23 protein-coding genes and 1 riboswitch are annotated in these 26,200 nt (G+C 65.5%); of the genes, 15 read left to right on the top strand and 8 right to left on the bottom strand.

Annotation, left to right across the window (positions count from 1 at the left end; all coding sequences use genetic code 11):
* The first annotated feature begins 68 nt into the window (after positions 1 to 68).
* From AAG816_RS07165 to AAG816_RS07125, 9 genes are all read left to right on the top strand, one after another.
* Entirely contained in the window at positions 69 to 1,493 is a 1,425-nt protein-coding gene (locus tag AAG816_RS07165) for a mannose-1-phosphate guanylyltransferase/mannose-6-phosphate isomerase (RefSeq protein ID WP_341988889.1), read from the top strand.
* Between the two features lie 94 nt (positions 1,494 to 1,587).
* Positions 1,588 to 2,145, top strand: a complete 558-nt coding sequence (gene rfbC / locus AAG816_RS07160) for a dTDP-4-dehydrorhamnose 3,5-epimerase (RefSeq protein WP_341988888.1) — start codon at positions 1,588 to 1,590, stop codon at positions 2,143 to 2,145.
* A gap of 12 nt (positions 2,146 to 2,157) precedes the next feature.
* Positions 2,158 to 3,213, top strand: a complete 1,056-nt coding sequence (gene rfbB / locus AAG816_RS07155; protein WP_341988887.1) for a dTDP-glucose 4,6-dehydratase — start codon at positions 2,158 to 2,160, stop codon at positions 3,211 to 3,213.
* Positions 3,213 to 4,106 (top strand): dTDP-4-dehydrorhamnose reductase, encoded by an 894-nt coding sequence (gene rfbD, locus AAG816_RS07150; protein ID WP_341988886.1) that lies wholly within the window; start codon positions 3,213 to 3,215, stop codon positions 4,104 to 4,106. Before rfbB ends, rfbD begins: the two co-directional genes overlap by 1 nt.
* On the top strand, positions 4,103 to 4,975 hold the full coding sequence (rfbA, locus tag AAG816_RS07145) for a glucose-1-phosphate thymidylyltransferase RfbA (protein WP_341988885.1): 873 nt from the start codon (positions 4,103 to 4,105) through the stop codon (positions 4,973 to 4,975). The genes rfbD and rfbA overlap by 4 nt, the downstream gene beginning before the upstream one ends.
* A 123-nt stretch (positions 4,976 to 5,098) precedes the next feature.
* A complete protein-coding gene (locus tag AAG816_RS07140; protein WP_341988884.1) occupies positions 5,099 to 5,698 on the top strand; it encodes a D-sedoheptulose 7-phosphate isomerase in 600 nt (199 codons plus the stop codon).
* 15 nt (positions 5,699 to 5,713) lie between these two features.
* A complete protein-coding gene (locus tag AAG816_RS07135) occupies positions 5,714 to 6,829 on the top strand; it encodes an HAD family hydrolase (RefSeq protein WP_341988883.1) in 1,116 nt (371 codons plus the stop codon).
* Between the two features lie 162 nt (positions 6,830 to 6,991).
* Positions 6,992 to 7,765, top strand: coding sequence for a ferredoxin--NADP reductase (locus AAG816_RS07130; RefSeq protein WP_341988882.1), 774 nt, complete (start codon positions 6,992 to 6,994; stop codon positions 7,763 to 7,765).
* 511 nt (positions 7,766 to 8,276) lie between these two features.
* Positions 8,277 to 10,898 (top strand): sulfite reductase flavoprotein subunit alpha, encoded by a 2,622-nt coding sequence (locus tag AAG816_RS07125; RefSeq protein ID WP_341988881.1) that lies wholly within the window; start codon positions 8,277 to 8,279, stop codon positions 10,896 to 10,898.
* A 91-nt stretch (positions 10,899 to 10,989) separates the two neighbouring features.
* On the opposite strand, the gene AAG816_RS07120 is transcribed toward AAG816_RS07125, so the two are convergent.
* Together AAG816_RS07120 and thiD are read right to left on the bottom strand one after the other, a co-directional pair.
* On the bottom strand, positions 10,990 to 11,613 hold the full coding sequence (locus tag AAG816_RS07120; protein WP_341988879.1) for a helix-turn-helix domain-containing protein: 624 nt from the start codon (positions 11,611 to 11,613) through the stop codon (positions 10,990 to 10,992).
* 117 nt (positions 11,614 to 11,730) lie between these two features.
* Positions 11,731 to 12,561: a bifunctional hydroxymethylpyrimidine kinase/phosphomethylpyrimidine kinase gene (gene thiD / locus AAG816_RS07115; protein WP_341988878.1), complete on the bottom strand. Its 831-nt coding sequence runs from the start codon at positions 12,559 to 12,561 to the stop codon at positions 11,731 to 11,733.
* Positions 12,562 to 12,601: 40 nt separating this feature from the next.
* Positions 12,602 to 12,709, bottom strand: a riboswitch (TPP riboswitch).
* Between the two features lie 137 nt (positions 12,710 to 12,846).
* On the opposite strand from thiD, the gene AAG816_RS07110 reads away from it, so the two are divergent.
* Positions 12,847 to 13,083, top strand: a complete 237-nt coding sequence (locus AAG816_RS07110) for an Lrp/AsnC ligand binding domain-containing protein (protein ID WP_341988966.1) — start codon at positions 12,847 to 12,849, stop codon at positions 13,081 to 13,083.
* 122 nt (positions 13,084 to 13,205) lie between these two features.
* Positions 13,206 to 15,809, top strand: a complete 2,604-nt coding sequence (locus tag AAG816_RS07105; RefSeq protein WP_341988877.1) for a cation-translocating P-type ATPase — start codon at positions 13,206 to 13,208, stop codon at positions 15,807 to 15,809.
* On the opposite strand, the gene AAG816_RS07100 is transcribed toward AAG816_RS07105, so the two are convergent.
* The 3 genes from AAG816_RS07100 to AAG816_RS07090 all read right to left on the bottom strand — a co-directional run bounded on the left by AAG816_RS07100 (position 15,810) and on the right by AAG816_RS07090 (position 17,852).
* Entirely contained in the window at positions 15,810 to 16,658 is an 849-nt protein-coding gene (locus AAG816_RS07100; RefSeq protein ID WP_341988876.1) for a universal stress protein, read from the bottom strand.
* A gap of 67 nt (positions 16,659 to 16,725) precedes the next feature.
* A complete protein-coding gene (locus tag AAG816_RS07095) occupies positions 16,726 to 17,256 on the bottom strand; it encodes a chromate transporter (RefSeq protein ID WP_341988875.1) in 531 nt (176 codons plus the stop codon).
* Positions 17,253 to 17,852, bottom strand: coding sequence for a chromate transporter (locus AAG816_RS07090; protein WP_341988874.1), 600 nt, complete (start codon positions 17,850 to 17,852; stop codon positions 17,253 to 17,255). Before AAG816_RS07090 ends, AAG816_RS07095 begins: the two co-directional genes overlap by 4 nt.
* Before the next feature lie 232 nt (positions 17,853 to 18,084).
* Here AAG816_RS07090 and AAG816_RS07085 point away from each other — a divergent pair, with 232 nt between their 5' ends.
* The gene (locus tag AAG816_RS07085) at positions 18,085 to 18,750 is read left to right on the top strand and encodes a cytochrome b/b6 domain-containing protein (RefSeq protein ID WP_341988873.1); all 666 of its coding nucleotides are present in this window, start codon (positions 18,085 to 18,087) and stop codon (positions 18,748 to 18,750) included.
* 19 nt (positions 18,751 to 18,769) lie between these two features.
* Here the strand turns inward: AAG816_RS07085 and AAG816_RS07080 are convergent, their stop codons facing one another.
* The 3 genes from AAG816_RS07080 to AAG816_RS07070 all read right to left on the bottom strand — a co-directional run bounded on the left by AAG816_RS07080 (position 18,770) and on the right by AAG816_RS07070 (position 22,614).
* The gene (locus AAG816_RS07080; protein ID WP_341988872.1) at positions 18,770 to 19,198 is read right to left on the bottom strand and encodes a cytochrome c; all 429 of its coding nucleotides are present in this window, start codon (positions 19,196 to 19,198) and stop codon (positions 18,770 to 18,772) included.
* Positions 19,199 to 19,420: 222 nt separating this feature from the next.
* The gene (locus AAG816_RS07075; protein WP_341988871.1) at positions 19,421 to 21,730 is read right to left on the bottom strand and encodes a xanthine dehydrogenase family protein molybdopterin-binding subunit; all 2,310 of its coding nucleotides are present in this window, start codon (positions 21,728 to 21,730) and stop codon (positions 19,421 to 19,423) included.
* A gap of 137 nt (positions 21,731 to 21,867) precedes the next feature.
* A complete protein-coding gene (locus AAG816_RS07070; protein ID WP_341988870.1) occupies positions 21,868 to 22,614 on the bottom strand; it encodes a molybdopterin-binding protein in 747 nt (248 codons plus the stop codon).
* A 160-nt stretch (positions 22,615 to 22,774) separates the two neighbouring features.
* Between AAG816_RS07070 and AAG816_RS07065 the strand changes: the two genes are divergently transcribed.
* The 3 genes from AAG816_RS07065 (at position 22,775) to AAG816_RS07055 (ending at position 26,187) form a co-directional block, all read left to right on the top strand.
* The gene (locus AAG816_RS07065; RefSeq protein ID WP_341988869.1) at positions 22,775 to 24,190 is read left to right on the top strand and encodes a circularly permuted type 2 ATP-grasp protein; all 1,416 of its coding nucleotides are present in this window, start codon (positions 22,775 to 22,777) and stop codon (positions 24,188 to 24,190) included.
* 166 nt (positions 24,191 to 24,356) lie between these two features.
* Entirely contained in the window at positions 24,357 to 25,307 is a 951-nt protein-coding gene (locus tag AAG816_RS07060) for an alpha-E domain-containing protein (RefSeq protein ID WP_341988868.1), read from the top strand.
* A 37-nt stretch (positions 25,308 to 25,344) separates the two neighbouring features.
* Entirely contained in the window at positions 25,345 to 26,187 is an 843-nt protein-coding gene (locus AAG816_RS07055; protein ID WP_341988867.1) for a transglutaminase family protein, read from the top strand.
* Positions 26,188 to 26,200 lie beyond the last annotated feature (13 nt).

Genomic DNA, 26,200 nt, shown 5'->3' with positions numbered 1-26,200 from the left:
CGGTGAACGGGTGGACGCACGTCCTCCAATATGCGACCAGGGGCTGCGCAGACGCGATGGGGGCAAGGATGCAGGCGGATCTGAAGATCGTTCCGGTGATCTTGGCAGGGGGAACGGGCACGCGCCTGTGGCCGCTGTCTCGCCAGAGTCTGCCCAAGCAGTTCCTGTCTCTAGTGTCCGATCACACCCTCTACCAGGACACGCTGGTCCGGGTCTCTTCGCCGCTGCTGTTCCATCCGCCGATTGTGGTGACCAGTAGCGAGTTTCGCTTCTTTGCCCGCCGCCAAGCCTCTGAACTCGGTTTCGATCCCACAGTCCTGCTGGAGCCGGTGACCCGGGACAGCGGTCCGGCCATGCTCGCAGCCGCCGCCTACGTCAGCGAACGCTATGGCCCCGATGCGCTCGTGCTGGCGCTGGCTGCGGATCATGTGGTCAAGGACACAACGGCGTTCCTGGAGTGCGTCCGCATGGCCGCTCAGGCCGCGGTAGCGGGAGAAATCGTCACTTTCGGCATCCCCCCCCACGCGCCGAGCACTGCTTACGGCTATATTCGTGTGGGCGAGGCCTTGAGCGCAAAGGGCGCCTCGCGCATCGAGCGTTTTGTCGAAAAGCCGGATGCCGCGACGGCCACCAAATATGTCGGGGACGGCTATCTCTGGAACTCCGGAAACTTCCTGTTCCGCGCAGGCATGCTGCTGGATGAGGGTGCAGCGCTCGTGCCCGCAATGACCGACTGCGCCGTCCGGGCCGTGGCGGGCATTCAGGAAGACATGCGCTTCCTCACGCTCGGGGCGGATGCCTTCACGGCTGCCCCCTCCCAGTCCATCGACTTTGCCATCATGGAGCACACCAAGCACGCTGCGGTGGTGATCGGCGACTTCGGTTGGTCCGACATCGGTGCCTGGAATTCCGTGCGCGAGGCCAATGCGCACGACGAACATGGCAATACCACCCGTGGGCCGGTGACCTTGGTGGATAGCCGTGACTCGTATGTCTATTCGGACACGACGCTCGTTGCCGGAATTGGACTGGAGAATCTTGCGGTCATCGCGACCGATGACGCCATCCTGGTGATGCCCGCGGACCGAAGCCAGGACGTGAAGCGGCTGGTGGCCTCGCTGCGCGCGACCAATCGTCGGGAAGTGGATGAACATCTCACGATGCACCGCCCCTGGGGCACCTACCAGACCATCTGCCGCGGTGAGCGCTTCCATGTGAAGAAGATCGTGGTCAATCCGGGCGGCAAGCTATCGCTGCAGAAGCACCATCACCGCGCCGAGCATTGGGTGGTTGTGCATGGCACCGCCGAAGTCACGCTGGGCGAGACCATCTTCACCTTGAACGAGAATGAATCCACCTATCTCCCCGTCGGTTGCGTGCATCGGCTCGCCAACCCCGGCCGGATCCCGTTGGAACTCATCGAAGTGCAAACCGGCTCTTACCTTGGTGAAGACGACATCGTCCGCATTGAGGACGTCTATAGCCGCGTCTGACACCACGGCCTCCGCGGCCCTGACGCGCATTGTGCCCACATCCTGAGGCGGTTAACGTCCCGCCGCCCGGGACCCGGCGGAGACGCTAGAAAAAATGACAACCATCACCCGCCTCGCAATTCCGGAGGTCGTTCTCATCACGCCGCCGCGTTTCGCGGACAGCCGCGGCTATTTCAGCGAGACCTATAAGCTGTCGGCACTGGCCGCAGCCGGGCTCGACCACACGTTCATCCAGGACAATGAATCCCTGTCCAGCGTGCCCGGGACCATTCGCGGCCTGCATTTTCAGGCGCCGCCCTTTGCCCAGGCGAAGCTCGTGCGCGTGATCGCCGGTTCAGTGTTCGACGTCGCGGTGGACATCCGCAAGGGATCGCCCACCTATGGCCAATGGGTCGGCGCCACGCTGACGGCCGAGCACGGCGAACAACTGTTGATTCCTCACGGTTTTGCCCATGCCTTCTGCACCCTGACACCGGACGTGAAGGTGCTCTATAAGGTGGACGGCGCCTATTCGAAGGTCAGTGAAGGCGGGATCATCTGGAATGACCCGGATCTGGCCATCGACTGGCCGGTGACGGAAGCCCTGGTCTCCGACAAGGATGCGGACCTTCCGCGCCTGAAGGACATCGACAGCCCCTTTACGTATTCTTGAGAGATCGGATCCATGGCGCAACGCATTCTCGTCACCGGTGGCGCGGGGTTCATCGGCTCGGCCGTCGTGCGCTACCTCATCGGCACCGGAGTGCAGGTGCTGAACTTCGATGCGCTCACCTATGCCGGCAACCTCGCCTCGCTGGCCTCGGTCAGCAGTGATCCGCGCTACAGCTTCGTCCAGGGCGACATCTGCGACGCCGAGGGCGTGCGGGCGGCGCTGGATAGCTTCAAGCCGGATCTGGTGATGCATCTGGCGGCCGAATCCCATGTGGATCGCTCCATCGATGGGCCTGGGGCCTTCATCACCACCAACATCAACGGCACCTACAACCTGCTCCAGGAAGCGCTGCGCTACTGGCGCGCGCTGGATGAGACGGCGCAGGCGGCGTTCCGCTTTCACCACATCTCCACGGACGAAGTGTTCGGCAGCCTTGGGGCCGACGGGCTGTTCCGCGAAGATACGCCCTATCAGCCGAATTCGCCCTATTCCGCCTCCAAGGCGGCATCCGACCATCTGGTCCGAGCCTGGCACCACACCTATGGCCTGCCCACGGTGCTCTCCAACTGCTCCAACAATTACGGCCCCTTCCATTTCCCCGAGAAGCTGATTCCGCTGACCATCCTCAATGCGCTGAAGGGCGCCCCGCTGCCGGTCTATGGCACGGGCGAGAATGTGCGCGACTGGCTCTATGTGGAGGACCATGCCGAGGCGCTGGTCTTGATCGCCACCACCGGCAAGCCGGGCGAGAGCTATAATGTCGGCGGCGGCAACGAGCGGCGGAACATCGATGTGGTGCGCACCATCTGCGCCATCCTGGATGAAATCACCCCGGACGCCAGCATCGGAAATCGTGAGCGCCTGATCCACTTCGTCGCCGACCGTCCGGGTCACGATGCGCGCTATGCCATCGATGCCACCAAGCTCACCACCGAGTTGGGTTGGACCGCCAAGGAGACGTTCGAGACTGGCCTGCGCAAGACGGTCCACTGGTATCTGGAGAACCAGCACTGGTGGGAGCCGTTGCACAATCGCTATGCCGGCCAGCGCCTGGGGCTCGCGTCCTGATGCGCATTCTGCTGTTCGGCTGCGACGGCCAACTCGGCCGTGAACTCACCGCTTTGGCGCGCGAACGGGATGTGGACCTCATCGGCCTCAACCGCGCCGCCGTGGACATCACCGATCCCGCCGCCATTGCCCGCGCGCTGGAGGCGCGTCGTCCCGATGTGGTGGTGAACACCGCCGCCTATACCGCCGTGGACAAGGCCGAGAGCGAGCCGGATCTGGCAGCGCGGGCCAATGCCATGGCCCCGGGCTTCATCGCCGAGCGCTGTGCGCGCTATCGCACGCCGATCATCCACATTTCCACCGATTATGTATTCGACGGCACTAAGGCCACCGCCTATGTGGAAGGCGATCCCATCGCGCCAGTGGGGGTCTACGGCCACACCAAGGCTGCCGGCGAAGCGGCGGTGCGTGCCGCGGGCGAGCGCCACCTGATCCTGCGCACCTCATGGGTCTATGGCGTCTATGGCGCGAACTTCCTGAAGACCATGCTGCGGCTGGCAGGAGAGCGGGACCGGCTGACCATCGTCGCTGACCAGCGCGGCTGCCCCACATCGACCCGCGACATCGCCGAAGGCGTCTTCGCGGCGGCGCTCGCTGCCAGCGCCGGCACCGCCCGCTGGGGCACCTATCATCTGGCCGGTACCGGGGTCACCACCTGGCACGGTTTTGCGCAGGAGATCGTGACCCGCGCCGCCAAGCATACCGGGCGCAATCCTGAGGTGGCGCCCATCACCACTGCCGAATATCCTACCCCTGCCAAACGCCCGGCCAATTCCGAGCTGGACTCCAGTCAATTCGAGCGGGCTTTCCGCTTCCGCGCCGCGCCCTGGCAGGATCGCGTGGCGGAAGTGGTGGATACGTTGCTCGCCCCAATCCCAGTGGAGGCCCCGTGAAAGGTATCATTCTCGCCGGAGGTTCCGGCACGCGCCTGCACCCCATCACTCTTGTCGTATCCAAGCAGTTGCTGCCGGTCTACGACAAGCCGATGATCTATTATCCGCTGTGCACGCTGATGATGGCCGGGATCCGCGACATCCTCATCATCACCACGCCCCATGACAGTGATCTGTTCCAGAAGCTGCTCCAGGACGGCAGCCAGTTCGGCCTGAATATTTCCTATGCCGTGCAGGAGACCCCGCGCGGTCTTGCGGATGCGTTCATCGTCGGACGTGAGTTCGTCGGCAATGACCGGGTGGCCCTGGTTCTGGGTGACAATCTGTTCTTCGGACACGGCCTGCCGGAACTTCTCGGAGAGGCCCTCAAACGCCCTGTTGGCGCGACGGTGTTCGGCTATCCGGTGAACGATCCCGAGCGCTATGGCGTGGTGGAAATGGCGCCGGATGGTCGCGTGCTGTCGCTGGAGGAGAAGCCGCTCAAGGCGCGCTCCAATCTCGCCGTGACCGGGCTCTATTTCTACGACAACCGGGTGCTCGACATCGCCGCCAATCTGGCGCCGTCGCCGCGCGGCGAGATCGAGATCACCGACGTCAACAAGGCCTATCTGGAGCTGGGTGACCTGCACGTCAGCATCATGGGCCGCGGCTTTGCCTGGCTCGATACCGGCACGCCGGCCTCATTGGTGGAGGCAGCGCAATTCGTTCAGATCCTTGAGCAGCGCCAGGGATTGCGCATCGCCGCGCCGGAGGAGGTGGCGTTCCGCGCCGGCTTCATCGACCGCGCGCAACTGTCGGCCCTCGCTGAAACCTTGAAGAAGTCGACCTATGGCGCCTACTTGGCCAAGGTGGCTGCGGAAGGCGCCTGAGGTTGCCCGGCGGATCGGCGGCGAGCGACAGGCTCTGCCTTTCTCCCGCCGTTCCGACAGGCCATCTTGGGGACATCGAATTTTTGGGATGGTCGTTCCGTGAGCCGCGAAGCAGCTTTTGTCATGCCCGATGATTTCAATCCGCGCGTTACGCAATATCTGACGCAGTCGCGGGACGTGCTGGACCGGGCCCTTTCCGGCCCCGAACTGGCGCATGCCACTGCGGAGATCGCCCGGCTCTGGACCGAGCGACTGGCCGCGGGGCGCAAGATCCTGTTGTGCGGCAATGGCGGCAGTGCGGGTGATGCCCAGCATCTTGCCGGAGAGCTATTGTGCCGTTTTCGGTTCGATCGCGCCCCACTGCCGGCTCTGGCGTTGACGGTCGACTCGTCCGTGATCACCGCCATCGGCAACGATTACGGCTATGATCAGGTGTTCTCCCGACAAGTGCTGGGTCTCGCGACCGCGGGCGATGTGGTGGTGGGTCTCTCCACCTCCGGCCGCTCCCCGAACGTGGTCAAGGCGCTCCAGGCGGCGCGGGAGCGCGGGGCGGCCACGGTGGCCTTTACCGGGGAAGACCCGCGCGATCTTGGACCGTTGGCGGATCTGGTGCTGCGGGCGCCGTCCGCGTCCACGCCTCTCATCCAACAGGTCCACATGGTGTGCGGACACATCATTTGCGAACTGGTGGAAGCCGCCTTGTTCCAGCCGCCTGGAGCATGATCGGTGCACCACGGGATGGCGCCCGCGCAGGCGGTGATCCCCTGGGGATTTGATGCGGACGCCAGCGCTCCCCTGCCCCCGTTGGGCCGCCTCCTGGCCGATTGCGGGCGCTTTGGCCTGACCCGTTCCGTGCTCCTGGTGCCAACCGGGAGGGCGGCGCGCGCACAGGAGGCGTTGGCCGAGCTGTCTCAGGTCGCCCCACTCCCGGACGTGCGGCTGGTCGAGGTCCGCGCGCCGCATGCCCCGGCGGCGTTGAGCGAAATCAAGTCTTTGCTGGACGCCCACTTCGCCCTGTTCGATCCAGCCATTGTGCTGGATGGCAACTGGCTGAACTTGGTCCCCAAGCTTGCCGATGCCGACGACGCGTTGGCGCTGGTACCGGGCACCGGGCCGTTTGCATTGATAAATGGCCGCGCGGCTGCGCGGACAGACGACGGCGCGCCCGGTTTCATGGCGATGGCGGTTGCGATGCTGCGGCGGGATGCGCTGATGCCCGCCGCCGCAGCGCCCAACATCCCCGCCATGCTGCTGCAGCTCACGCAAGACACGTCCGTGGCGGCATGCGTGTTTGCCGGATCCCAGATCCTGCCGGCCTGCGATGGACTGCCAGTGCGTCCGCCCCGCCCCGCCCTCTTCCTTGATCGCGATGGCACGCTCAATGAAGACTATGGCTATGTCAGTGACCCGGATCGGCTGGTGCTGCTGCCCGGCGCGGCCGCGGCGGTGAAGCGGGCCAATGATCTGGGATGGTACGTCTTCCTGGTGACCAATCAGTCGGGCGTCGGCCGCGGCTATTACGAGGAAGCACAGGTTCTGCTGTGCAATGCGACACTCCAGGACCAGCTCCGCGCTCGGGGCGCACATCTGGACGATATCCGCTATGCCCCCGACCATCCGGAAGCCCTGCTGCCGCGCTATCGCAGCACATCTGACTGGCGCAAGCCAGGACCAGGCATGTTGATCGACCTCATGGCGCACTGGCCGGTTCGGCGTGAGGCTAGCCTCATGGTGGGCGACAAGGCGAGCGATGTGGACGCCGGGACCGCCGCGGGCATCCGCAGCCTGCTGTTTTCCGGCGGCGATCTGGACACCTTCCTGGCGCCTCACCTTCAGCCGGTGATTGCCCCCTGAGGGCGACACGCGACGGCAGGACATGGAGCCGCAGTGCACCATCGTAAATACGTGGTATAGGGTGAAAGACGCCGTACTACAGCGCCATCCGGTTGTTGGTGGCGCCGGCACCCCTCTCCGCCCCGCCCGCCGGGGCGTTCCTCGCCAGTCCAGCCGGTCCCCATGAGCAATCTGAACGAAGAAACGGTCAAGAGCGTCCATCACTGGACCGACAGCTTGTTTTCCTTCACCACCACCCGCGATCCGGGCTTCCGGTTCCTCAACGGCCAATTCGTGATGATCGGCCTGCCGGTGGATGGACGGCCGCTGCTGCGCGCTTACTCGCTCGCCAGCGCCAATTACGAGGAAGACCTCGAGTTTCTGTCGATCAAGGTCCAGAACGGGCCGCTCACGTCCCGCCTCCAGCATTTGAAGGTCGGCGACAAGGTGCTGGTCGGTCGCAAGGCCACCGGAACCCTGATCCAGGACAACCTCACGCCCGGCAAGCGCCTGTATCTCCTGTCCACCGGCACCGGCCTGGCACCGTTCCTCTCCGTGGTGAAAGATCCGGACGCCTACGAGCGCTTCGAGAAGATCATCCTCGTGCACGGCTGCCGCACCGTGGCCGAACTGGCCTACGATCAATTGCTCACCCATGACTTGCTGGAAAACGAGTTCATCGGTGACGAGGTCAAAAGCAAACTGATCTATTATCCCACGGTGACCCGCGAACCGTTCCGCAACCAGGGTCGCATCACGCAACTGATCGAAACCGGCAAGCTGTTCAGCGACATCGGCGTCCCTGACCTCAATCCCGCCGATGACCGGCTGATGCTATGCGGCAGCCCGCAGATGCTGAAGGATGTGGTGGAAGCCCTTGAAGCGCGTGGCTTTGCGGAAGGCAGCCAGACGACGGCCGGCCAATATGTGATCGAGAAGGCATTCGTCGAACGCTGATCCGCTCGTCAATCGGACATCGACGGCGCCCTCTCGCATGAGTCTGAGGGGCAGCGGCTCCCTGCTTGCCGCTCCGTATCTGACGACATGATCGGGCTTTTGCGCGCGCGTGCCTGTTGGAGCGGATGGCGGCTGGATGATTGGCGCTAGCTGCTCCCGACACTAGCGGTCTATCTTGCGCTCGATCTCGGGCACCTTGCCAGATGACGGAGCATTAGTGCCGTCTTGGGCGCACCGGGAAGCCAGTTTAGAGTGAAACCAAATTGGCTTGAACGGCGTGCAAGGACTCCATACTCGACATGGGGTTTACGCCCCTATTTATATTTATAACTATTCCATAGAAGATATGGCGTATTGAGACCACCTCTTCCCATTGCTATGGCTTGAATCCGTCGTTTTCAGTGGTTTCGGGTTCAGGGGTTCTCATGGCTTCGTTGCGATGCCTGCGGTTGCGCGGCACGACTTTGTTCGTCGACGGTCCATCTGCCCAGATCCTGCGGACGGTTGCGTGATGCTCAAAGCCATCCTGTTCCAGCTTCACTGGTTCATTGGCATCACCGCCGGCATCGTGCTGGCAGTGGTCGGTGTCACGGGCGGCATGCTCTCGTTTGAGGATGAGATCCTGCGGGAGCTCAATCCCGGCATTCTGAGCCTTGCGCCCCAGAACGCCGCGCTGTTGGCGCCCGAAGCCCTGCTGGCCCGTATACGCGAGGCTGAGCCGGGCAAGACCATCTCGAGCCTTACGGTCTCCGCTAACCCCGAACGGCCCGCGCGCGTCATGTTCGCGCCGCCCCCCGGCGCCCAGGGACCGCGCGGGGAGATGCGCTACGTCAATCCATATGATGGGGCTTTGCTGGGCAATCCGGCGGGGCAGGACTTTTTCCGCTTTACCATGCAGGTGCATCGCTGGCTGGCGGTGGGCGACGTGGGCAAGCAGATTGTCGGCGCCTCGACCGCCCTGCTGATCTTTCTGTCCCTGAGCGGGCTGTACCTGCGCTGGCCACGCAATGTCCTGGCGTGGCGCCGCTGGTTTGCTCTCGACCTCACCCGTCGCGGTCGCTCCCTTCTGTGGGAGTTGCACTCGATCATCGGAACCTGGGTGCTGCCCTTCTATCTTCTGGCCGCGCTGACCGGTCTGACCTGGTCCTATGACTGGTATCGCGGCGCGCTGTTCGACATCACCGGCACGCCGCGCCCCGCCCAACGCGGCGGCCCGCCGCAAGCGGCACCGGGACAGGGCGCCGCGGGACAAGGGACGGGCGGGCAAGGCCAACAGCCGCCGGCCTTAGCGGGGACCGCGCCCCGGCCGCGCGAGGGGGCGGGACGGCCGGCGTCGCTCGACATTCCCAGCCTTTGGGCCGTGTTCCTGAAGGAAAGCGGCGGCTACCGCACTGCCACCTTGCGGCTGCCGCAGGCCGGCAATGGCCCGCTCACCATCAGCTACCAGACGCCGAACGCGGCCCACGAACGGGCCAATAATACCCTGGTTCTGGACCCCGCGGGCAAGGTGCGCGAGCACCGCCGCTATGATGATCTGCCCGCCGGACAGAAGTTGACCAGCAGCCTCTTCCCGCTACACGCGGGCAGCTTTTTCGGCCTGCCGGGCACCGTCCTGATGATGATTGCCAGCCTGCTGATGCCCCTGTTCACGGTCACCGGCTGGATGCTGTATCTGGATCGCCGCCGCAAGAAGCGGGAGGCGGCGCGCTACGCGCAGGAAGCCGGCATTGTCCTGGACGGAGATGTCGCGGCCGCGCCCGTCCTGGTGGCCTTCGCCAGCCAAAGCGGAACCGCCGAGCGTCTGGCCTGGCAGAGCGCCGGCGCCCTTCAGGCTGCAGGCTTACCGGTGCAGGTGACCGCATTGGAGGGCCTTGCGGCGGAAACCCTGGCCGGCGCGCGGCGGGCGCTGTTTGTGGTTTCCACCTTCGGCGAGGGCCAGCCACCGGACGCTGCCCGCGCCTTCGCCCGCAAGGTGATGGGTCAGTCCACCGCCCTCTCGCAGCTGGACTATGGCGTGCTGGCGCTGGGAGAGCGGTCCTATTCACGCTTTTGCGGGTTTGGTCGCGAACTGGATACGTGGCTGCGCACCCAGGGTGCGACGCCGCTGTTTGATCGCGTCGAAGTGGACGGCAACGACCCGAGCGCGCTGCGCCACTGGCAGGCCCAGCTCGGCGCCTTATCAGGCAACACCTCTTTGCCGGACTGGGTCGCGCCCGACTATCAGGCCTGGCGCTTGGTGAGCCGGACCTGCCTCAATGCCGGCAGTGTCGGCCTCCCCACCTTCCATGTGGTGCTGGAACCCATGGAGCCCGGCACCCTGTCATGGCAGGCCGGCGATATTGCGGAGCTTGGACCGCGCCACGATCCCCGCACCGTCGAGGCATTCCTTGCCGCGACCGGCCATGCGGCGGACGCCCCGGTTGAGCTGGACAGCCAGCGCTTGACGCTCGGATCGGTTCTCGCCGAGCGCCTGCTGCCTGCGGCGGGAGATGTGGCTGGCTGGGCGCCACAGGCGCTGGCCGATCAGCTCAAGCCCCTGCCCCACCGCGAGTATTCCATCGCCTCCATTCCGCGGGATGGCCGACTGGAACTGCTGGTGCGCCAGACCCGCACGGCCGATGGCTATGGCCTGGGTTCGGGTTGGCTGACCGTGCATGCCCCGGTGGGCAGCGAGATTGCACTGCGCATCCGGCGGAACGCGGCGTTCCATGCCCCGGTCGGCGCGCAGCCCATGATCCTCATCGGAAACGGAACCGGCCTTGCGGGGCTGCGGGCGCACCTGAAGGCCCGCATAAATGCCGGCCATGAACGGAACTGGCTGCTGTTCGGCGAGCGCAACGCAGCCCACGACTTCTATTTCCGCGAGGAGATTGCCGGGTGGACCGCATCGGGCGCGTTGGAGCGGCTAGACGTGGCGTTCTCTCGGGATGAGCCCGGCCGTTATGTCCAGGACAGTCTTCGGCACTCCGCGGAGACGCTGCGGGCCTGGGTTGCGGATGGGGCGACCATCTATGTCTGCGGCAGCTTGAAGGGCATGGCGCCGGCCGTGGATGGCGTGCTCGCCGAGGTTCTCGGCCATGCGGTGGTCGAAGCCCTTGCGGACGAGGGCCGCTACCGCCGCGACGTCTACTGAGGCCCCAGAATCACCCGGCGGCACACACCGCTGGGTGATGGGCTCTGCTTGGGTGAGGCCCTTCACCGGCACGGAGACGCGGCGGCGCGGATCAATCCAGAACCGCCGCCTTCAGCAGGCACACCATGACCGCATGGGCCGGCACCGACCCGACATTGCGGATGATGTGCTGACGGTCGCAGCGATAGCGCAAGGTCTCCCCCGCCTTGGCAGTTTCGATCACCCCGCCCACTTCCACCTGCAATTCGCCCGCATGCACGGACAAGCATTCAATCGCCCCGCGCTGGTGGCCTTCGGAATCCAGCATCCCGCCCGGCTCCGCGTGGAAATCGTAATATTGCAGCCACTCGACGGTCTTGATCCAGCCGATGATGGCCAGGCGGCAGAGCCCGTCCTCGGACATGAGCATCGGGGTGTCGGCGCGGGTCAGCTTCTCTACGAAAGGGGCTTCGTCGGAGGATGCCAGCACCCGCTCCACGGTGATGTCCAGGGCCTGCGACAGCCGCCACACGGTGGCCAGCGTCGGATTGGTCTCGTTGCGCTCAATCTGGCTGATGATCGACTTGGCCACACCGGATTGCTCGGCAAGGTCCGACAGGGACAGATTATAGGCTTTCCGCAGGCGCTGAATGGTCTTGCCCAATTGTCCGGTGATGGCGTGGGCGCCGGGCTCCAATCCGCTGCCGCGCTCGGCGGACCTCTCGCGCTGAACCATGATGCTCCCTTTTACCGAACAGCCGTTCGCTTTCCCGGACGATAGCGGGAAATAACCGCCGCGGGCAAGATCGCTGCGGGCAAGACATTGCTGCGCGTCAGCCAAAACGCATCGGGATCAGAGGGGCAGGGTCGGCCAGATTGCATAGAAATGATGCACCGGGCCATGGCCGTGGCCGATGTCGAGCCCATCAGCAGCGGCGATTGCCCCGGTGATATAGGTCTTGGCATCAGCCACCGAGCCGGCCAGATCACGGCCCTTCGCCAGGCCGGCGGCGATGGCAGAGGAGAGCGTGCAGCCGGTACCGTGGGTATTGCGGGTGACATGACGGGCGGCAGGAAGGCGCGAGACGCCGCGCGGTGTCACCAGCAGATCCACGCTCTCGGCCCCGGTACCGTGGCCACCCTTCATCAGCACAGCCTTCGCGCCCAGCCGCAACAGTCGCTCGCCCTGGGCGTGCATGGCGGCCTCATCCGCCGCAACCGCTTCGCCCAGCAAGGCGGCAGCCTCCGGCAAATTGGGCGTGATGAGATCGGCCATGGGCAGCAGGAGCGCTTTCAGGCTGTCCACCGCCGCATCCTCCAGCAAGCGGGCGCCGGAAGCGGCCACCATCACCGGATCAAGGACGATCAGGCTGGCGCCGTGGCGCTCCAGCCCCTGCGCCACCGCCGCAATGCTCTGCGGGCGCGACAGCATGCCGATCTTCACCGCCCGCACCGCCAGATCGCTGAACACCGCATCCATCTGCTGGCCGATGAAGTCGGCGGGCACGTCATGGATGGCGCTGACCCCTTGGGTATTCTGGGCGGTCAAAGCGGTGATCACGCTGGCGCCATAGACGCCAAGGGCGGAAAAGGTCTTCAGGTCGGCCTGGATCCCCGCGCCTCCACTGGAATCTGAACCGGCAATGGTCACCGCGATGGGTGTGGACAGGATGGGCTCAGCCACGCGTCGCCTCAAAAGCAATCGAAGGGGGAGTCGGAGCACCCATGCGCCACGTCTCGTTTCCCTCCGCCGGCATGATCCGGATCAGGTTCGCGGGTTGGTGCGGCCACCTCTCAGCCGCCCATGATGGGCGGCACCCCGACGAGATTTGAGAGATGTAGCCGCGCCAACGAGCCGGTTCAAGCCGAGGCGCCAGGCATCCGGTTTCCCCACCGGTCCGTCTTGCCACCGCGGATGGTTTTGTCCACTTTGGCGGCGCGCACGAGCGGGCGCGAATGGAGCCATCCGGTGATCCCCTTTTTTGTTCAGATCAAATGCCAGCTTGGAAAGTCCTATGAGGTCGCCAACGCGCTGGCGGACGCGGAAATCGCCTCCGAAATCTATTCGACCGCGGGAGACTTCGACCTGCTGGTGAAGTTTTATGTGGCTGAAAACTCCGACATTGGCCACTTCGTGAATGAAAAGGTGCAGAAACTGCCCGGCATTCAGGACACCCGCACCATCATCACCTTCAAGGCCTTCTAGGCCCGATCGGCGGCACACGATTTTATGTCTCTTCTGCCCTTGTGATGCATCAAGGCGGTGGATGAACATTTGCGCCCATGGTGACTGACACACCGTAATGTGGATCAGTCAGGGGTACGCAGATGCCAGTGTTGACGTCTCCTCCCCAACCGCCCCTTGCGGCGGAGCGAACTGGGCCTCCCTCCTATTCCGCCCACGGCTTCACCGGCAGCGCAGGTCTGGATCCGGGAGAGGCCGCGCGGCGGCTCGTGCAATTCGGGCCGAACAGTCTGCAGGAGGAGCGCACGCGCAGCTTTGCCGCGGTGATCCTAGGCACCCTGCGCGAGCCGATGTTCCTGCTGCTGCTGGGGGCGGCAGGCCTTTACCTGGTGATTGGAAGTCTGGGAGAGGGCCTCTTTCTGCTCGCCGGTGCCACCGTGACCATCGGGCTGGTGGTGTTTCAGGAGGTGCGCAGCGAGCGGGCGCTCTCAGCCCTGCGCGATCTGGCGGAGCCCTTTGCCCAGGTGGTCAGGGGCGGCCGACAGATCCGCATTCCGGCGCATGAGCTGGTTCCCGGCGACATCATCCTGGTGGGAGAGGGCGAACGGCTGCCCGTGGACGGCGTTCTGGTTGCCGGTGACGCACTGACGGTGGACGAATCCGCTCTGACCGGCGAGTCGGTGCCGGTGTTCAAGCAGGTGGCGCCGGAGGCAGCGGGGGCCGAGGGGGTGCCGGAACCCGGTGGCGACCACACGCCATTTGTCTTCACCGGAACCTTGAACGTGCGCGGGCAAGGTGTGATTCAGGCGCTCCACACCGGATCGGCCACCCGTCTGGGCCGAATCGGCACCTCGCTGGCGACCATCGAAAGCGAGCCCACCCGGCTTCAGCGCGCCATGTCGCGGCTGGTTGGCAAGCTTGGCATCCTGGCCATTGCCTTCTGCGGCGTCGTCACGCTGGCCTACGGGCTCCTGCGTGGAGACTGGATCAGCGGCGCCCTGGCGGGAATCACGCTCGCCATCGCACTGATCCCTGAGGAGTTTCCCATGGTGCTGGCCATTTTCATGGCCCTCGGCGCCTTCCGGCTGGCCAATCAGAAAGTTCTGGTGCGCCGGGGCGCTGTGGTGGAAACCCTTGGGGCCGCCACCATCTTGTGCGTCGACAAGACCGGCACCCTGACCGAAAACCAGATGGCGCTGGTGGCGCTCCAGGTGGGCGAAGCGACGGTGGCCATTGCCACCGGCCAGCCGCGCAACGCGGGTGGCGAACATCTCCTGCGCATGGCCGCTCTGGCCTCGGCACCGATGCCGGTCGATCCCATGGATCGCGCGGTGCGCGCCGTGTCCGCATCCGCATCCGGCGCAGCCGGGCACGCCGAAAGGAGTGCTCTGCTCAAAACCTTTCCCCTCACCTCCGACCTGCTGGCTTTCATTCAGCTTTGGCGCACGAACGCTCAGGGGCATCCGTTGATCTTCGCCGCAAAGGGCGCTCCGGAAGCTATCACCCGGCTCTGCCGGATGGACGAGCCGGGCCGGGCGGAGGTTGCCCGGCAGGTCTCGGCCTTTGCGGAACAAGGCCTGCGTATCCTCGCCGTTGCCAGCCGCGCTGCAACCCATGAGGCCGAGGCTCCCACCCAGGCCGCCTTCGTGTTCGAAGGCCTTCTCGCGTTCGCCGACCCGGTTCGGGCGGATGTGCCCGGCGCCATTGCCGAGGCCCGGCGCGCTGGGATCGCGGTCGCCATGATGACCGGCGATTATCCGGCCACCGCCCGCGAGATCGCCCGGCAGGCCGGGATCGACATTACCCACGGCGTGCTGACCGGTCCGGAGCTGGCGGCCTTGGATGGGGATGCGCTGCGGGAGAAGGTGCACAACGTGCGGGTGTTCGCGCGGATCATGCCGGAGCAGAAGCTGGCCATCATCCGGGCGCTGCGGGCCAATGGCGAGGTGGTGGCCATGACCGGCGACGGGGTCAATGACGCCCCAGCTCTGGAGGCCGCCCATATCGGGATCGCCATGGGCCAGCGCGGGACCGATGTGGCGCGTGAGGCCTCGGACATCGTGCTGCTGGACGACCGCTTCGTATCCATCGTCGGCGGCATTCGCCTCGGGCGGCGCATCTTCACCAATCTCCGCAAAGCCTTGACCTATGTCACCGCCATTCATATCCCGATCGCCGGTTTGGCCCTGTTGCCCATCCTGCTCGGCCTGCCGCCGGTGCTGTACCCGGTGCATGTGGTGCTGATGGAACTGCTGGTGGACCCGCTCTGCGCGCTGGTGTTCGAGGGTGAGCCGAGCGAGCGCACCGCCATGGACCGCCCGCCCCGGCCCGCATCGGAGCCGCTGTTCGGCGGGCGGCAGATCCTGTTCGGCGTGCTTCAGGGCACGGTGGTGATGCTGGCAGTTCTTGGCCTCTACATCCTGTCCCTGCGGGCCGGATATCCGGAAGACCAGGCGCGGACGGGGGCGTTTCTGACGCTGATTTTGTCCAATCTTATCCTGGCTCTAGCCAGTGCGGCGGCGCCGGGCACGGCTCTGCTTGATCCCCGGCGCAAGGCGTTCTGGATCATCGGCGGGGTGGCTGCGGCGGTGGTGGCGGCGATCCTGTTGCTGCCCCCTCTCACCGCCATCTTCCGGCTGTCGCCGCCGACGGCGGCCCAATGGGCCGTCGTCATCACGGTGGCGCTGGTGGCCGGCGGCTGGGCCGGCGTTGTGCGGCGGCTGCGGCGCAAGCCGCAGCCAGCCTGATCAATAGGACAGATAAAGCGGAATGGGGCTTGTGCTCAGCAGAGACTGCGTTACCCCGCCCAATGCCACTTGGCGGAACCAGGAATGCACATAGGCACCCATGACGATCATGTCGGCCTTGGTCTTCTCGGCATGATTGCGCAAGGTCTGCGCCACATCGCGGCCGACCACGGGAAGATCAGTAATCACGAAGGTTACGCCGTGGCTGGTCAGGTGCGGGGCCAGTTCCGCACCGAGCACCGATCCCGCCAGATCCTTCTCCCCTTGCACGGAGACCACCTCCACCAGGGCCGCGCCCTTGAGGATCGGCAGGGCATCATTGAGCGCCCGCGCCGCCCGGGCGCTGCCGTCCCAGGCCACTAAGATCCTGTCAGCTTTGAAGGTTTCGGTGCCCTGAGGGACGACCAGAACCGGCCGCCCGGACTCGAACACCGCCGCCTCGATGATCGCGCGGTCCGGGGACCAGGGGGAGGCTTCCGCATCGATGATGGTCAGGTCATGGACCCGCGCTTCCGACAAGAACGCTGTCACAAGCTCCACATGCGACATGTGCGGAACCTCCGTTCGGCATGATATTCCCGCAAGTTCCGCAGCCGCGCGTGTATCATTCGCGATCTTGCCGGCAGACTCCTGGAGGCGGGTATTCTCCGCGCTCACCATGCCCGCCACCACGTCGCTGAGCCTGCTGTGGGGCAGGAACAATTTCTGCGAGGCGGACTGCACCGTCAGCCGCGCGCCCGCCGCCTGCGCCAGGGAGAGGCCATAGGCGATGGCGCAGGAGGTATCGGTCCAATTGCTCTCGCACGACACCCCGACGAACAGATTCTTCAGATTGTACAGCACAGGCATCCTCCTATTTTCCTCGGAGTGTAACCTAGCTGACCTTACGTCCGGCCCCTTGATTTGGGACAATCGCCTACAGCAGCCCCCCGGCCCCGGCCGCCGCGCCGACGCCGATCCACCACAGCGGATGGCGCCGGGTGAGCAGGGAGCCGAGTACGGAGATGCCGGTCACCGCATAGCACTGCCAGTTGATGTCCGAGGCGCGCATCAGGATATAGGCGCTGGCCAGGATCACGCCGATGGTCAGGGCCGAGAGGCCGCGCTGGATGGCGAAGCGCAGCGGGGCGTCGCGGAAGCGGTGGGAGATGCGGGTCAAGGCAAAGGCCAGTGTGCCCACGGGCACGCACATGGCCAGGGTCGCGCCGATGGCGCCGGGGATGCCGGCCACATACCAGCCGATCAGCGTCACCAGGATCACATTCGGGCCCGGCGTCACCTGGGCGATGGCGAACAGATCGGTGAAGGTGGTGTCGCTCATCCACTGATGGCTCTCCACCGCCATGCGATGGAGTTCGGGGATCACCGCATTGGCGCCGCCGATGGCCAGGAACGACACCAGAAAGAATTGGAGGATGACGTCCCCCAGCGATCCGCGCCCGGTCATGTGGCCCACCGCCGCGCCGCCAGGATGGAGAAGGGTGCCAGCCCCAGGATCACCGCCACCAGCGGCAGGCCCAGCAGCCCGGCCCCGACGAAGGCCAAAGCGGCAAACACCAGCATGAACGGGCTCTTGCGCTCCACCCAGGCCATCTTCAGGCCGAGCGCGATGAATAGGCCCACCGCCCCGGCGGAGATGCCGCGCAGCATGCCGGACACTGCCGGCGTCTGGCCATAGGTGAGATAGAGCCAGGCCAGCGACAGCCCGATCACGCACGGCGCGGCCACCAGGCCAACGAATGAGACCACGGCGCCGGGGAAGCCGCCGAACCGGGCACCGATGCAGAACGACATGTTGCAGATGTTCGGCCCGGGCATCAGCTGGCAGATGGACAGGATGTCGGTGAATTCGCGGGCGGTGAGCCATTTGCGCTGCTCCACCATCTCCCGGCGGGCAAAGGGCAGACTGCCGCCGAACCCGGAGATGGCGATGCGGAAGAAGCCGAAGAACAGTTCCCGCACGGTCGGGGCATGGGTGCCATCGGGCGTAGCCGACGCGCTGCCCTGCCCCGGCCCATCAGCGGATGCCTCTTCAGCGCTCACGGCCGCCCTCCTCAGTGCCAACGCGGCCCGTCGGGGTGGGCATGGGAGGGGGTTTGCTCCCGCGTGGCATTGGTTGCCGCTTTAAGAGCGGTGGCGCGGAGGCGCAAGCCGTGCTGCAAGGGCAGCCTTAAGGGAAATCTTGGCCGAAGGTCCCATCTTCACGGGAATTTCGGTTGGCGTGAGCGCTTCAGGCGGCACAGTGCGGTACCGCAGGAAAGTCAGAGGGATTCGCATGGCAAGCGCGCCGGTACGCTGGATGAAGGTGTGGGACGCGCCCACCCGGCTGTTTCACTGGGCTTTGGTGCTGCTGGTGGCCGGCGCCTATGCCACCATCCAGCTGGGCTGGATCGATTGGCATTTCCGCTGCGGCTACGCCATCCTGGCGCTGCTGCTGTTTCGTCTGGTTTGGGGCGTGGTGGGCAGCGACACCGCGCGCTTCGCCCGCTTCCTCCACAGCCCCTTGGCGGCCCTGGCGCATCTGCGCCATTTCACCCGGCGCGAGCCCGATACCGAGATCGGCCACAATGCCGCCGGCGGCTGGATGGTGGTGGTGATGCTGGCGCTGCTGCTGTTTCAGGCGGGCAGCGGCCTGTTTTCAAACGATCAGACCTTCAGCGAAGGGCCGCTGGCCAAGCTGGTCAGCACCGGCTGGAGCGACCGCATCAGCGGCTGGCATGTCTTCAACTTCAATCTGGTGCTGGGCCTGATCGGCCTGCATGTGCTGGCGGTTATCGGCTATGCGGTGGTGAAGCGGCACGATCTGGTGCGGCCCATGTGCACCGGCATGAAGCGCCTGCCCGCCACGCTGGCGGCACCGCGGATGGCCCCTATCGGCCTGGCCGCGGTGCTGTTCGCCATCGCCGCCGGCGCCGTCTGGGCGCTGGTGACGATCGCGTAAGCCGCACGAGGATGCGCGATCAGCGCAGCTTGTAGGTCTGGTGGCAGGTGCGGCAGTTGTCGCCCACCGCCGCCATGGCGGTCTTGAAGCCGGCTTCGGTACCGATGGCACCGACGTTGGCGGCGATGTCGGCCTTGAACTTGGCCAGCGCCGCATCAAAGCCGGCGCGGTCGCTCCAGATGGCCGGGGCGGCCTTGGTGTCACCGGCGTCGGAGCCGGCGGGGAACAGGGCGCCATACTTGGCCGCCCCGTCCGCATAGGTCTTGAAGATCGCAGCGGCCTTCGCCGCGTCATAGGGCGCTTCGCCCTTGACCATGGCGCCGGCCACCTTGGTCTGGTCGCCGATCTCCTTCATCACCGCTTTGCGGTCCTTGATGGGGTCCGTCTGGGCCACGACAACGGTCGCGGCCAGGGGAACGAGCAGGGCAGCAAGCAGGGCAAAGCGCATCGGCGACTCCTTAGGGATGGTTTGGAACCATAATCGTTCTAAGGGGCTTTCGCCGCACCGCGCCATGGCGCCGCGCCCGCCTCGCGAAAGCGTGATTGAAACCCGCTGCGAAATACAACCATTCCGCGCACCATCGGACGACGGCTCGCCTTTAACGGAACGTTTCCTGTTGGAAACTGACCGCCAAAAAGCGAGCCGGCACAAGTCCCGGTGCGGTTCAGCTCACGCTGCCGCGCGCACCCTGGAGATGGCATCGAATACCGCGGCGGGTGTGGCCGGCATGTCCAGGTGATCGATGCCGTGGCCACGCCACAGCGCATCCACCACCGCATTCATCACGGCGGGACACGAACCGATGGTGCCGGCCTCGCCGGCCCCCTTCACGCCCAAGGGATTGGTCCGGCAGCGCACGTTGCGGGTCTCGAAATGAATGTCCGGCACGTCGGCGGCGCGGGGCAGCGCGTAGTCCATGAAGCTGGCGGTGAGCAACTGGCCTTCGTCGTCGAAAACGGTGCGCTCCAGCAATGCCTGGCCGATGCCCTGGACGATGCCGCCATGCACCTGCCCCGCCAGAAGCAGCGGGTTCACCGTGGCGCCGAAATCGTCCACCACCACATAGCCGACAATCTCGACCGCGCCGGTGTCCGGATCGATCTCCACCTCGCAGACATGGGTACCATTGGGATAGGTGGCTTCCGGGGCCGAGAAGGCGTCGGTGGCCCGCAGATCCTCCGGCGTCGCCGCCGGCAGATTGGCCAGTTCCGCCAGGGTCAGGCGGCGATCGGTGCCCGCCACCACCAGCGCGCCGTCAAGGAACTCCAGATCGGCCGCGTCCGCCTCCAAAGCGTCGGCGCCCAGGCGCTTGAGGTTTTCCGACATCTTGCGCGCCGCGCCCGCCACGGCGGCACCGCCAATGGGAATAGAGCGCGACCCGCCGGTGCCCGAGCCGGACGGCAGGTCGTCGGTATCGCCCTGGAGCACCCGCACCCGCTCCAGGGGCAGTTGCAGTTCGGCGGAGACCAGTTGGGCGTAAGCGGTCTGGTGCCCCTGCCCGCTGGCCTGGCTGCCGATCTTCACTGTGACGCCGCCGTCCGCCTCAAGGGTGAGGAAGGCCGGTTCCGCGCCGCCGCCGCCGCAGGCTTCGATATAGCAGGCAAAGCCGATGCCCCGCAGCTTGCCCCCCGCGCCGGCCTTGGCGGCGCGGGACGGGAAGCCGGCATAGTCCGCCACCGCCAAGGCGCGCGTCATGTGCCCGTCGAATTCGCCGCTGTCATAGAGCCGCCCGGTGTTGGTGCGGTAGGGCATGGCGTCCGGCGGAATGAAGTTGCGGCGCCGCAATTCCTCGGGGGCGATGCCGATCTGCCGCGCGGCGGCATCGACGATGCGCTCGATCACATAGGCCGCCTCGGGGCGACCGGCACCGCGATAGGCATCCACCGGCACGGTGTGGGAATAGATGCCGCGCACCCGGGCGTGGAACGCGCCGATGCGATAGACCCCCGGCAGCATGCTGGCGCCGCCCCAGGGAATATAAGGGCCGTAATAGGCCAGGAACGCGCCCATGTTGGACAGCGTGTCCACCTCCAGGGCCAGAAACCGCCCCTCCCCGTCCAGGGCCAGCGCCACGTCGGTGATGTTGTCGCGGCCGTGGCTGTCGCCCTGGAAATGCTCGTTGCGGTCGCCGATCCAGGCCACCCCATGGCCGAGCAGCTTCGCCGCCAAGGCCGCAAGCGGATATTCGCAGAACGGGAACATCTTGGTGCCGAAGCCGCCGCCCACGTCGGGTGTGATCACGCGCAGATCCTCGCGGTCCCAGTTCAGCACCTTGTCGGCGATGGCATTGCGCAAGGTGTGGCTGCCCTGGCTGCCCAAGGTGAGGCGGATGCGCCCGCTCTCTTCCACTTCGGCCAGCACGCCACGCGGCTCAATGTAATTGGTCACCAGGCGGTTGTTCACCAGCCGGAGCCGAACCACATGGGTGGCCTTGGCAAAGGCTGCCTGGCAGGCGTCGGCATGGCCGAATTCCGAGGTGAAGGCGACGTTGCCGGGGCGCTCCGCCCAGACCACCGGCGCGCCCTCCGCTGCCGCGGCGGCGAGTTCGGCCACCGCCGGCAAGGGCTCCCAGTGGATCTCCATGGCTTCGGCGGCATCACGCGCCTGGTCCAGGGTCTCGGCGACGATGAAAGCCACCGCATCGCCCACATGGCGGACCGTATCCTCCGCCAGCACCGGATGGGGCGGCACCGCCAGACGATCCTCGCCCACGATGGTGATGGTGGCGGCCATGGGCATGGAGCCCAGATCCGCCGTCTCGGCCGCGGTGAGTACCAGACGCACGCCCGGCATGGCGCGCACCGAGTCGACATCGTTCAAGGTGAAGCGAGCGTGCGCATGAGGCGAACGCACCACATAGGCCGCGAACGCATCGGACGTCGCGGCCGCATCGGCCACATAACGCCCGCCGCCCACCAGCAGGGCCGCATCCTCGATCCGCTTATGGGGCTGACCGACGCCGAACTTCGCTTCCACCATGCGCCTGCTCCTGCTTCTGGCCTTCCACGCCTAGCACGAACCGGGTGCGCCGCAGCATCCCGAATCGCATGCCTGCCGACGCCCCCATGAGACGGCGGCATGGCTCCCCAGGCAGGCGAGACCAAACGCCTCAGCGCTCAGCGCGGCGGCAGCGCCGCCACCATGGCCGCCACCGCATCCCGCGCCAGCGCCAAACGCTCGGGATCGCGCGAGCGCACCACCAGATTGGTATTCGGGCCGGTCTCGGACATGAACGGATAGGAGCCGATGGAGACGTCGGGATAGTGCTCCGCAATGGCCCGCAGCGGCGCGGCGATATCGCCCTCGCGCGCATTGGCCAGCACGGTTTCCGACAGCATCCGCGCCCCGGTGGTCAGCAGCGGCAGCACCGCCTCCAGCATGGCGTGCATGATGGTGGGCACCCCCGCCATGACAAACACATTGCCCAAGCGGAAGCCCGGCGCCTTGGACACCGGATTGACGATCAGGTCCGCCCCGGCGGGGATGCGTGCCATGCGCAGGCGCGACTCGTTCAGATCCTTCTCGGCGATGAACTGCAGCAGCATCGCCTTGGCGCGCGGGTCCACATCGATGGAAACGCCGAATGCCTTTGCAACCGCATCCGCAGTGATGTCATCATGGGTCGGCCCGATACCTCCCGTGGTGAACACGTAAGTGTAGCGGTGGCGCAATGCGTTGAGAGCATCCACGATGTCCGCCTCCACGTCTGGTACGACCCGGACTTCCTTCAGGTCCGCCCCGATCTCGGTCAGACGTTCGGCGATATGGCCGATGTTCTTGTCCTTGGTCCGCCCCGACAGGATCTCGTCGCCGATCACCAGCAATGCCGAGGTGACCGAAGCTGCGCCGGGTGCCTGCGTCATGGTCCGCTCTCCTGCCTGCAGCAGCGCCATACCACCGGCCGCTGCCCATGTTTTCATCAATTTGTCATCGATGCCCAAGCCAAGCCACGCAGATGCGCGTTAGGTCTTCCTTGGCACGATGTTTGTACATAGGCTGAAACGAAGCGGAGTGGCAGTCCCGATGGCGCGTGCGTTTGACGAGATGTCCAGTGACGACGGAAGCGTCCGTAAAGCCTATGAGACGCTGAACCGATGGTTGACCAATGTCCCGCACGACGTGCTGGACCAGCGGCGCAAGGAGGCGGAATTCATTTTCCGCCGCATCGGCATCACCTTCGCGGTCTATGGGGAGCAGAATGCGCAAGAGCGCCTGATCCCGTTCGACATCGTGCCGCGGATCATCACCAAGGATGAATGGACCCGGCTCGCCAAGGGCCTGGAGCAGCGCGTGAAGGCGCTGAACCTCTATATCAAGGACGTCTATTCCAAGCGCGAGGTGCTGCGCGCGGGCATCGTGCCCGAGGAACTGGTCTATCAAAACCCGGCGTTCCGCCCGGAGATGAACGGCCAGCGCGTCCCGCACGACCTTTATGTGCATATCGCCGGCATCGACATCGTGCGCACCGATCCGGACACCTTCTACGTGCTGGAGGACAATGCCCGCACCCCGTCCGGCGTGTCCTACATGTTGGAGAATCGCGAGATCATGCTGCGGCTGTTCCCCGAATTGTTCTCCCTCCACCGGGTCGCCCCGGTGGAGAATTATGCCGACGATCTTTTGGCCACCTTGCGCTCGCTCTCGCCCAATGGCGGCTATGAGCCCAACGTGGCCATCCTGACCCCCGGCATCTACAATTCGGCCTATTACGAACATTCGTTCCTGGCGGACAAATTGGGCGTGGACCTGGTGGAAGGCCGCGACCTGTTCGTGAAGGACGCCGTCGTCTACATGCGCACCACCGAGGGGCCGAAGCGCGTGGACGTGATCTATCGCCGCCTGGACGATGACTATATCGACCCGCTGGTGTTCCGCCCCGACAGCATCCTCGGCGTGCCGGGGCTGATGAGCGCCTACAAGGCCGGCAACGTCACCCTCACCAATGCGGTGGGAACCGGCGTCGCCGACGACAAGGCGGTCTACAGCTACATGCCGGAGATCATTAAATTCTATCTGGGCGAGGAGCCCTTACTGCCCAACGTGCCCACCTGGCGCTGCCGCGAGCCGGACCACCTGAAATATGTGCTGGAGCACCTGGGCGAGTTGGTGGTGAAGGAAGTCCACGGCTCCGGCGGCTACGGCATGCTGGTGGGGCCGAAGGCGGACAAGGCGGAGATCGAACTGTTCCGCGCCAAGCTGAAGAATGATCCCGCCAACTTCATCGCCCAGCCCACCTTGGCCCTGTCCACCTGCCCGACGCTGGTGGCCGAAGGCGTGGCGCCGCGCCATGTGGACCTGCGCCCGTTCATCCTCTCCGGCTCGGACAAGGTGCGCATCGTGCCCGGCGGGCTGACGCGCGTGGCCATGAAGGAAGGCTCCCTCGTGGTGAACTCCAGCCAGGGTGGCGGCACCAAGGATACCTGGGTTCTCGACGCCTAGAGCCGGATGACTTTAGGTCAAATTGACCTAAAGTCTGAATCCGTCTCTGCATCAAAGAGTTGGAGCATGATGTCGTCCGAAAGCCAGTTTCCCTTTTCGGCATCATGCTCTCAGCCGCGGGGCCGCCCGGCGCCGCTTTGCTCGTTTCCTGCCAGATGGGCTGCCCATGCTCTCCCGTACCGCCGATAATCTGTACTGGCTCAGCCGCTATGTGGAGCGGGCCGACTGCCTCGCGCGCATCCTCGACGTGGCGCAAAGGCTAGCCTACACCCCCGTGACCTATGGCGGCTCCACCAATGAGTGGAGTTCCGCGGTGCTCACCGCCGGCTGCGTCGAGGGCTTCGTGGAGCGCTACGGCCCCGTCGAGGAGGCCACCGAAGAAAATGTGGTGTCGTTCCTGGCGTTCGACGCCGAGAACGGCTCCTCCATCCGCAGTTGTTTCGAGACCGCCCGCACCAATGCGCGCTCGGTGCGCACGGCGCTGACCTCGGAAATGTGGGATGTGATCAATTCCGCCTGGATCGAACTGCGGGCGTTTCCGGACAAGTCCCTGAGCCGCGAGGAACTGGCGCGGTTCCTGGCGTTCGTGAAGGAGACTTCGCTGCGGTTCGACGGCGCCACCTTCCGCACCATGCTGCGCAACGATGCCTATTGGTTCTCCCGCGTCGGCGCCCATGTGGAGCGCGCCGACAACACCGCGCGCATTCTGGATGTGAAGTATCATGTGCTGCTGCCGGAAAAGGAGCATGTGGGCGGGCCGCTGGATTATTTCCAATGGGCCTCGATCCTGCGCTCGGTGTCCGCGCTCACCGCGTTCCACTGGGTCTATCGCGACAGCGTCAAGCCGTGGCTGGTGGCGGATCTGTTGATCCTGAACCGGCAGATGCCGCGCTCGCTCGCCGCCTGCTATGACAATCTCTCGCGCAGCCTGGACGACATCGGCGGCGCCTATGGCCGGCAAGGCCCCTCGCAGCGGCTCGCCCGCTCCACCCTGGCCAAGTTGAGCAATCACTCCATCGAGGACATATTCCAGGCCGGGTTACACGAATTCATCACCCGATTCATTCAGGATAATTACAAGCTGGGCGGCGAGATCACTGAGCAGTATCTGACGTGACCTGCACAGTGGTTTGAGCAAAGCCGGGGGGACAAGAATGCGGGTTCGGGTGCGCCATGAAATCATCCATCGTTTCGAGCCCATGGCGCGTCACGCCATCGCGACCCTGCGGCTGACGCCCCGCAGCCATGTGGGCCAGCATGTGGTGCGCTGGAGCCTGGATGTGACCCCCGACTGCCGGCTGATCGCCGACGAGGACGCGTTCGGCAACATCGTCCACACCTTGTCGGTGGAAGGCGCCATCGACGCCATCACGGTCATTGCGGAAGGCGACGTGGACACCCAGGACACCACCGGCATTGCCGCCGGCACCGCCGAGCGCTTCCCGCCGTCCTTGTTCCTGCGGCAGACGCCGCTGACCGCCTGCGATGACGCCCTCAACGCCCTGGCGGCGGAGATCGCCGCCACCTCCGAAGACCCTCTGACCCGCCTGCATGCGCTCATGGTGGCGGTACACAAGCGGGTCGAGGAAGTGCCGGCCGATGCGAAGCTGATTGCCCAGCCGGGCGCCAAGGCGCTGGCGACGGCGAAAGGCTGTTCCGCGGAACTGGCGCATGTGTTCATCGCCGTGGCGCGCGCCTTGCGCATCCCGGCGCGTCAGGTTTCCGGCTATGCGGCCCTGGAAGGGGTGCCCGCCGGGTTGCGGGAGTGGGCGGAGGCCCATGTGCCCACAATCGGCTGGGTGGCATTCGACTGCGGGGAAAACCTCTGCGCCACCGACGCCCATGTGCGCTTGGCCGTGGGACTGGATTCGCTGGCGGTGTCGCCCATGCTGTCCACCGGCATCAGCGCCCAGAATGCGGCGGTGGCGAGCGATTTCTTCCAGACGGCTTTGCCCGGCCAAGGCCAGCAGCAAAGCCAGGGCCAACGCCAGCAGTAGAACCCTCCGGTCC

Origin of the sequence: Azorhizobium sp. AG788 (assembly GCF_943371865.1) — a bacterium.
In the GTDB taxonomy this organism is placed as follows: Bacteria; Pseudomonadota; Alphaproteobacteria; order Rhizobiales; family Xanthobacteraceae; genus Azorhizobium.
Note: the sequence above shows the minus strand (reverse complement) of the source record. Positions and strands in the feature narration are given on the sequence as shown.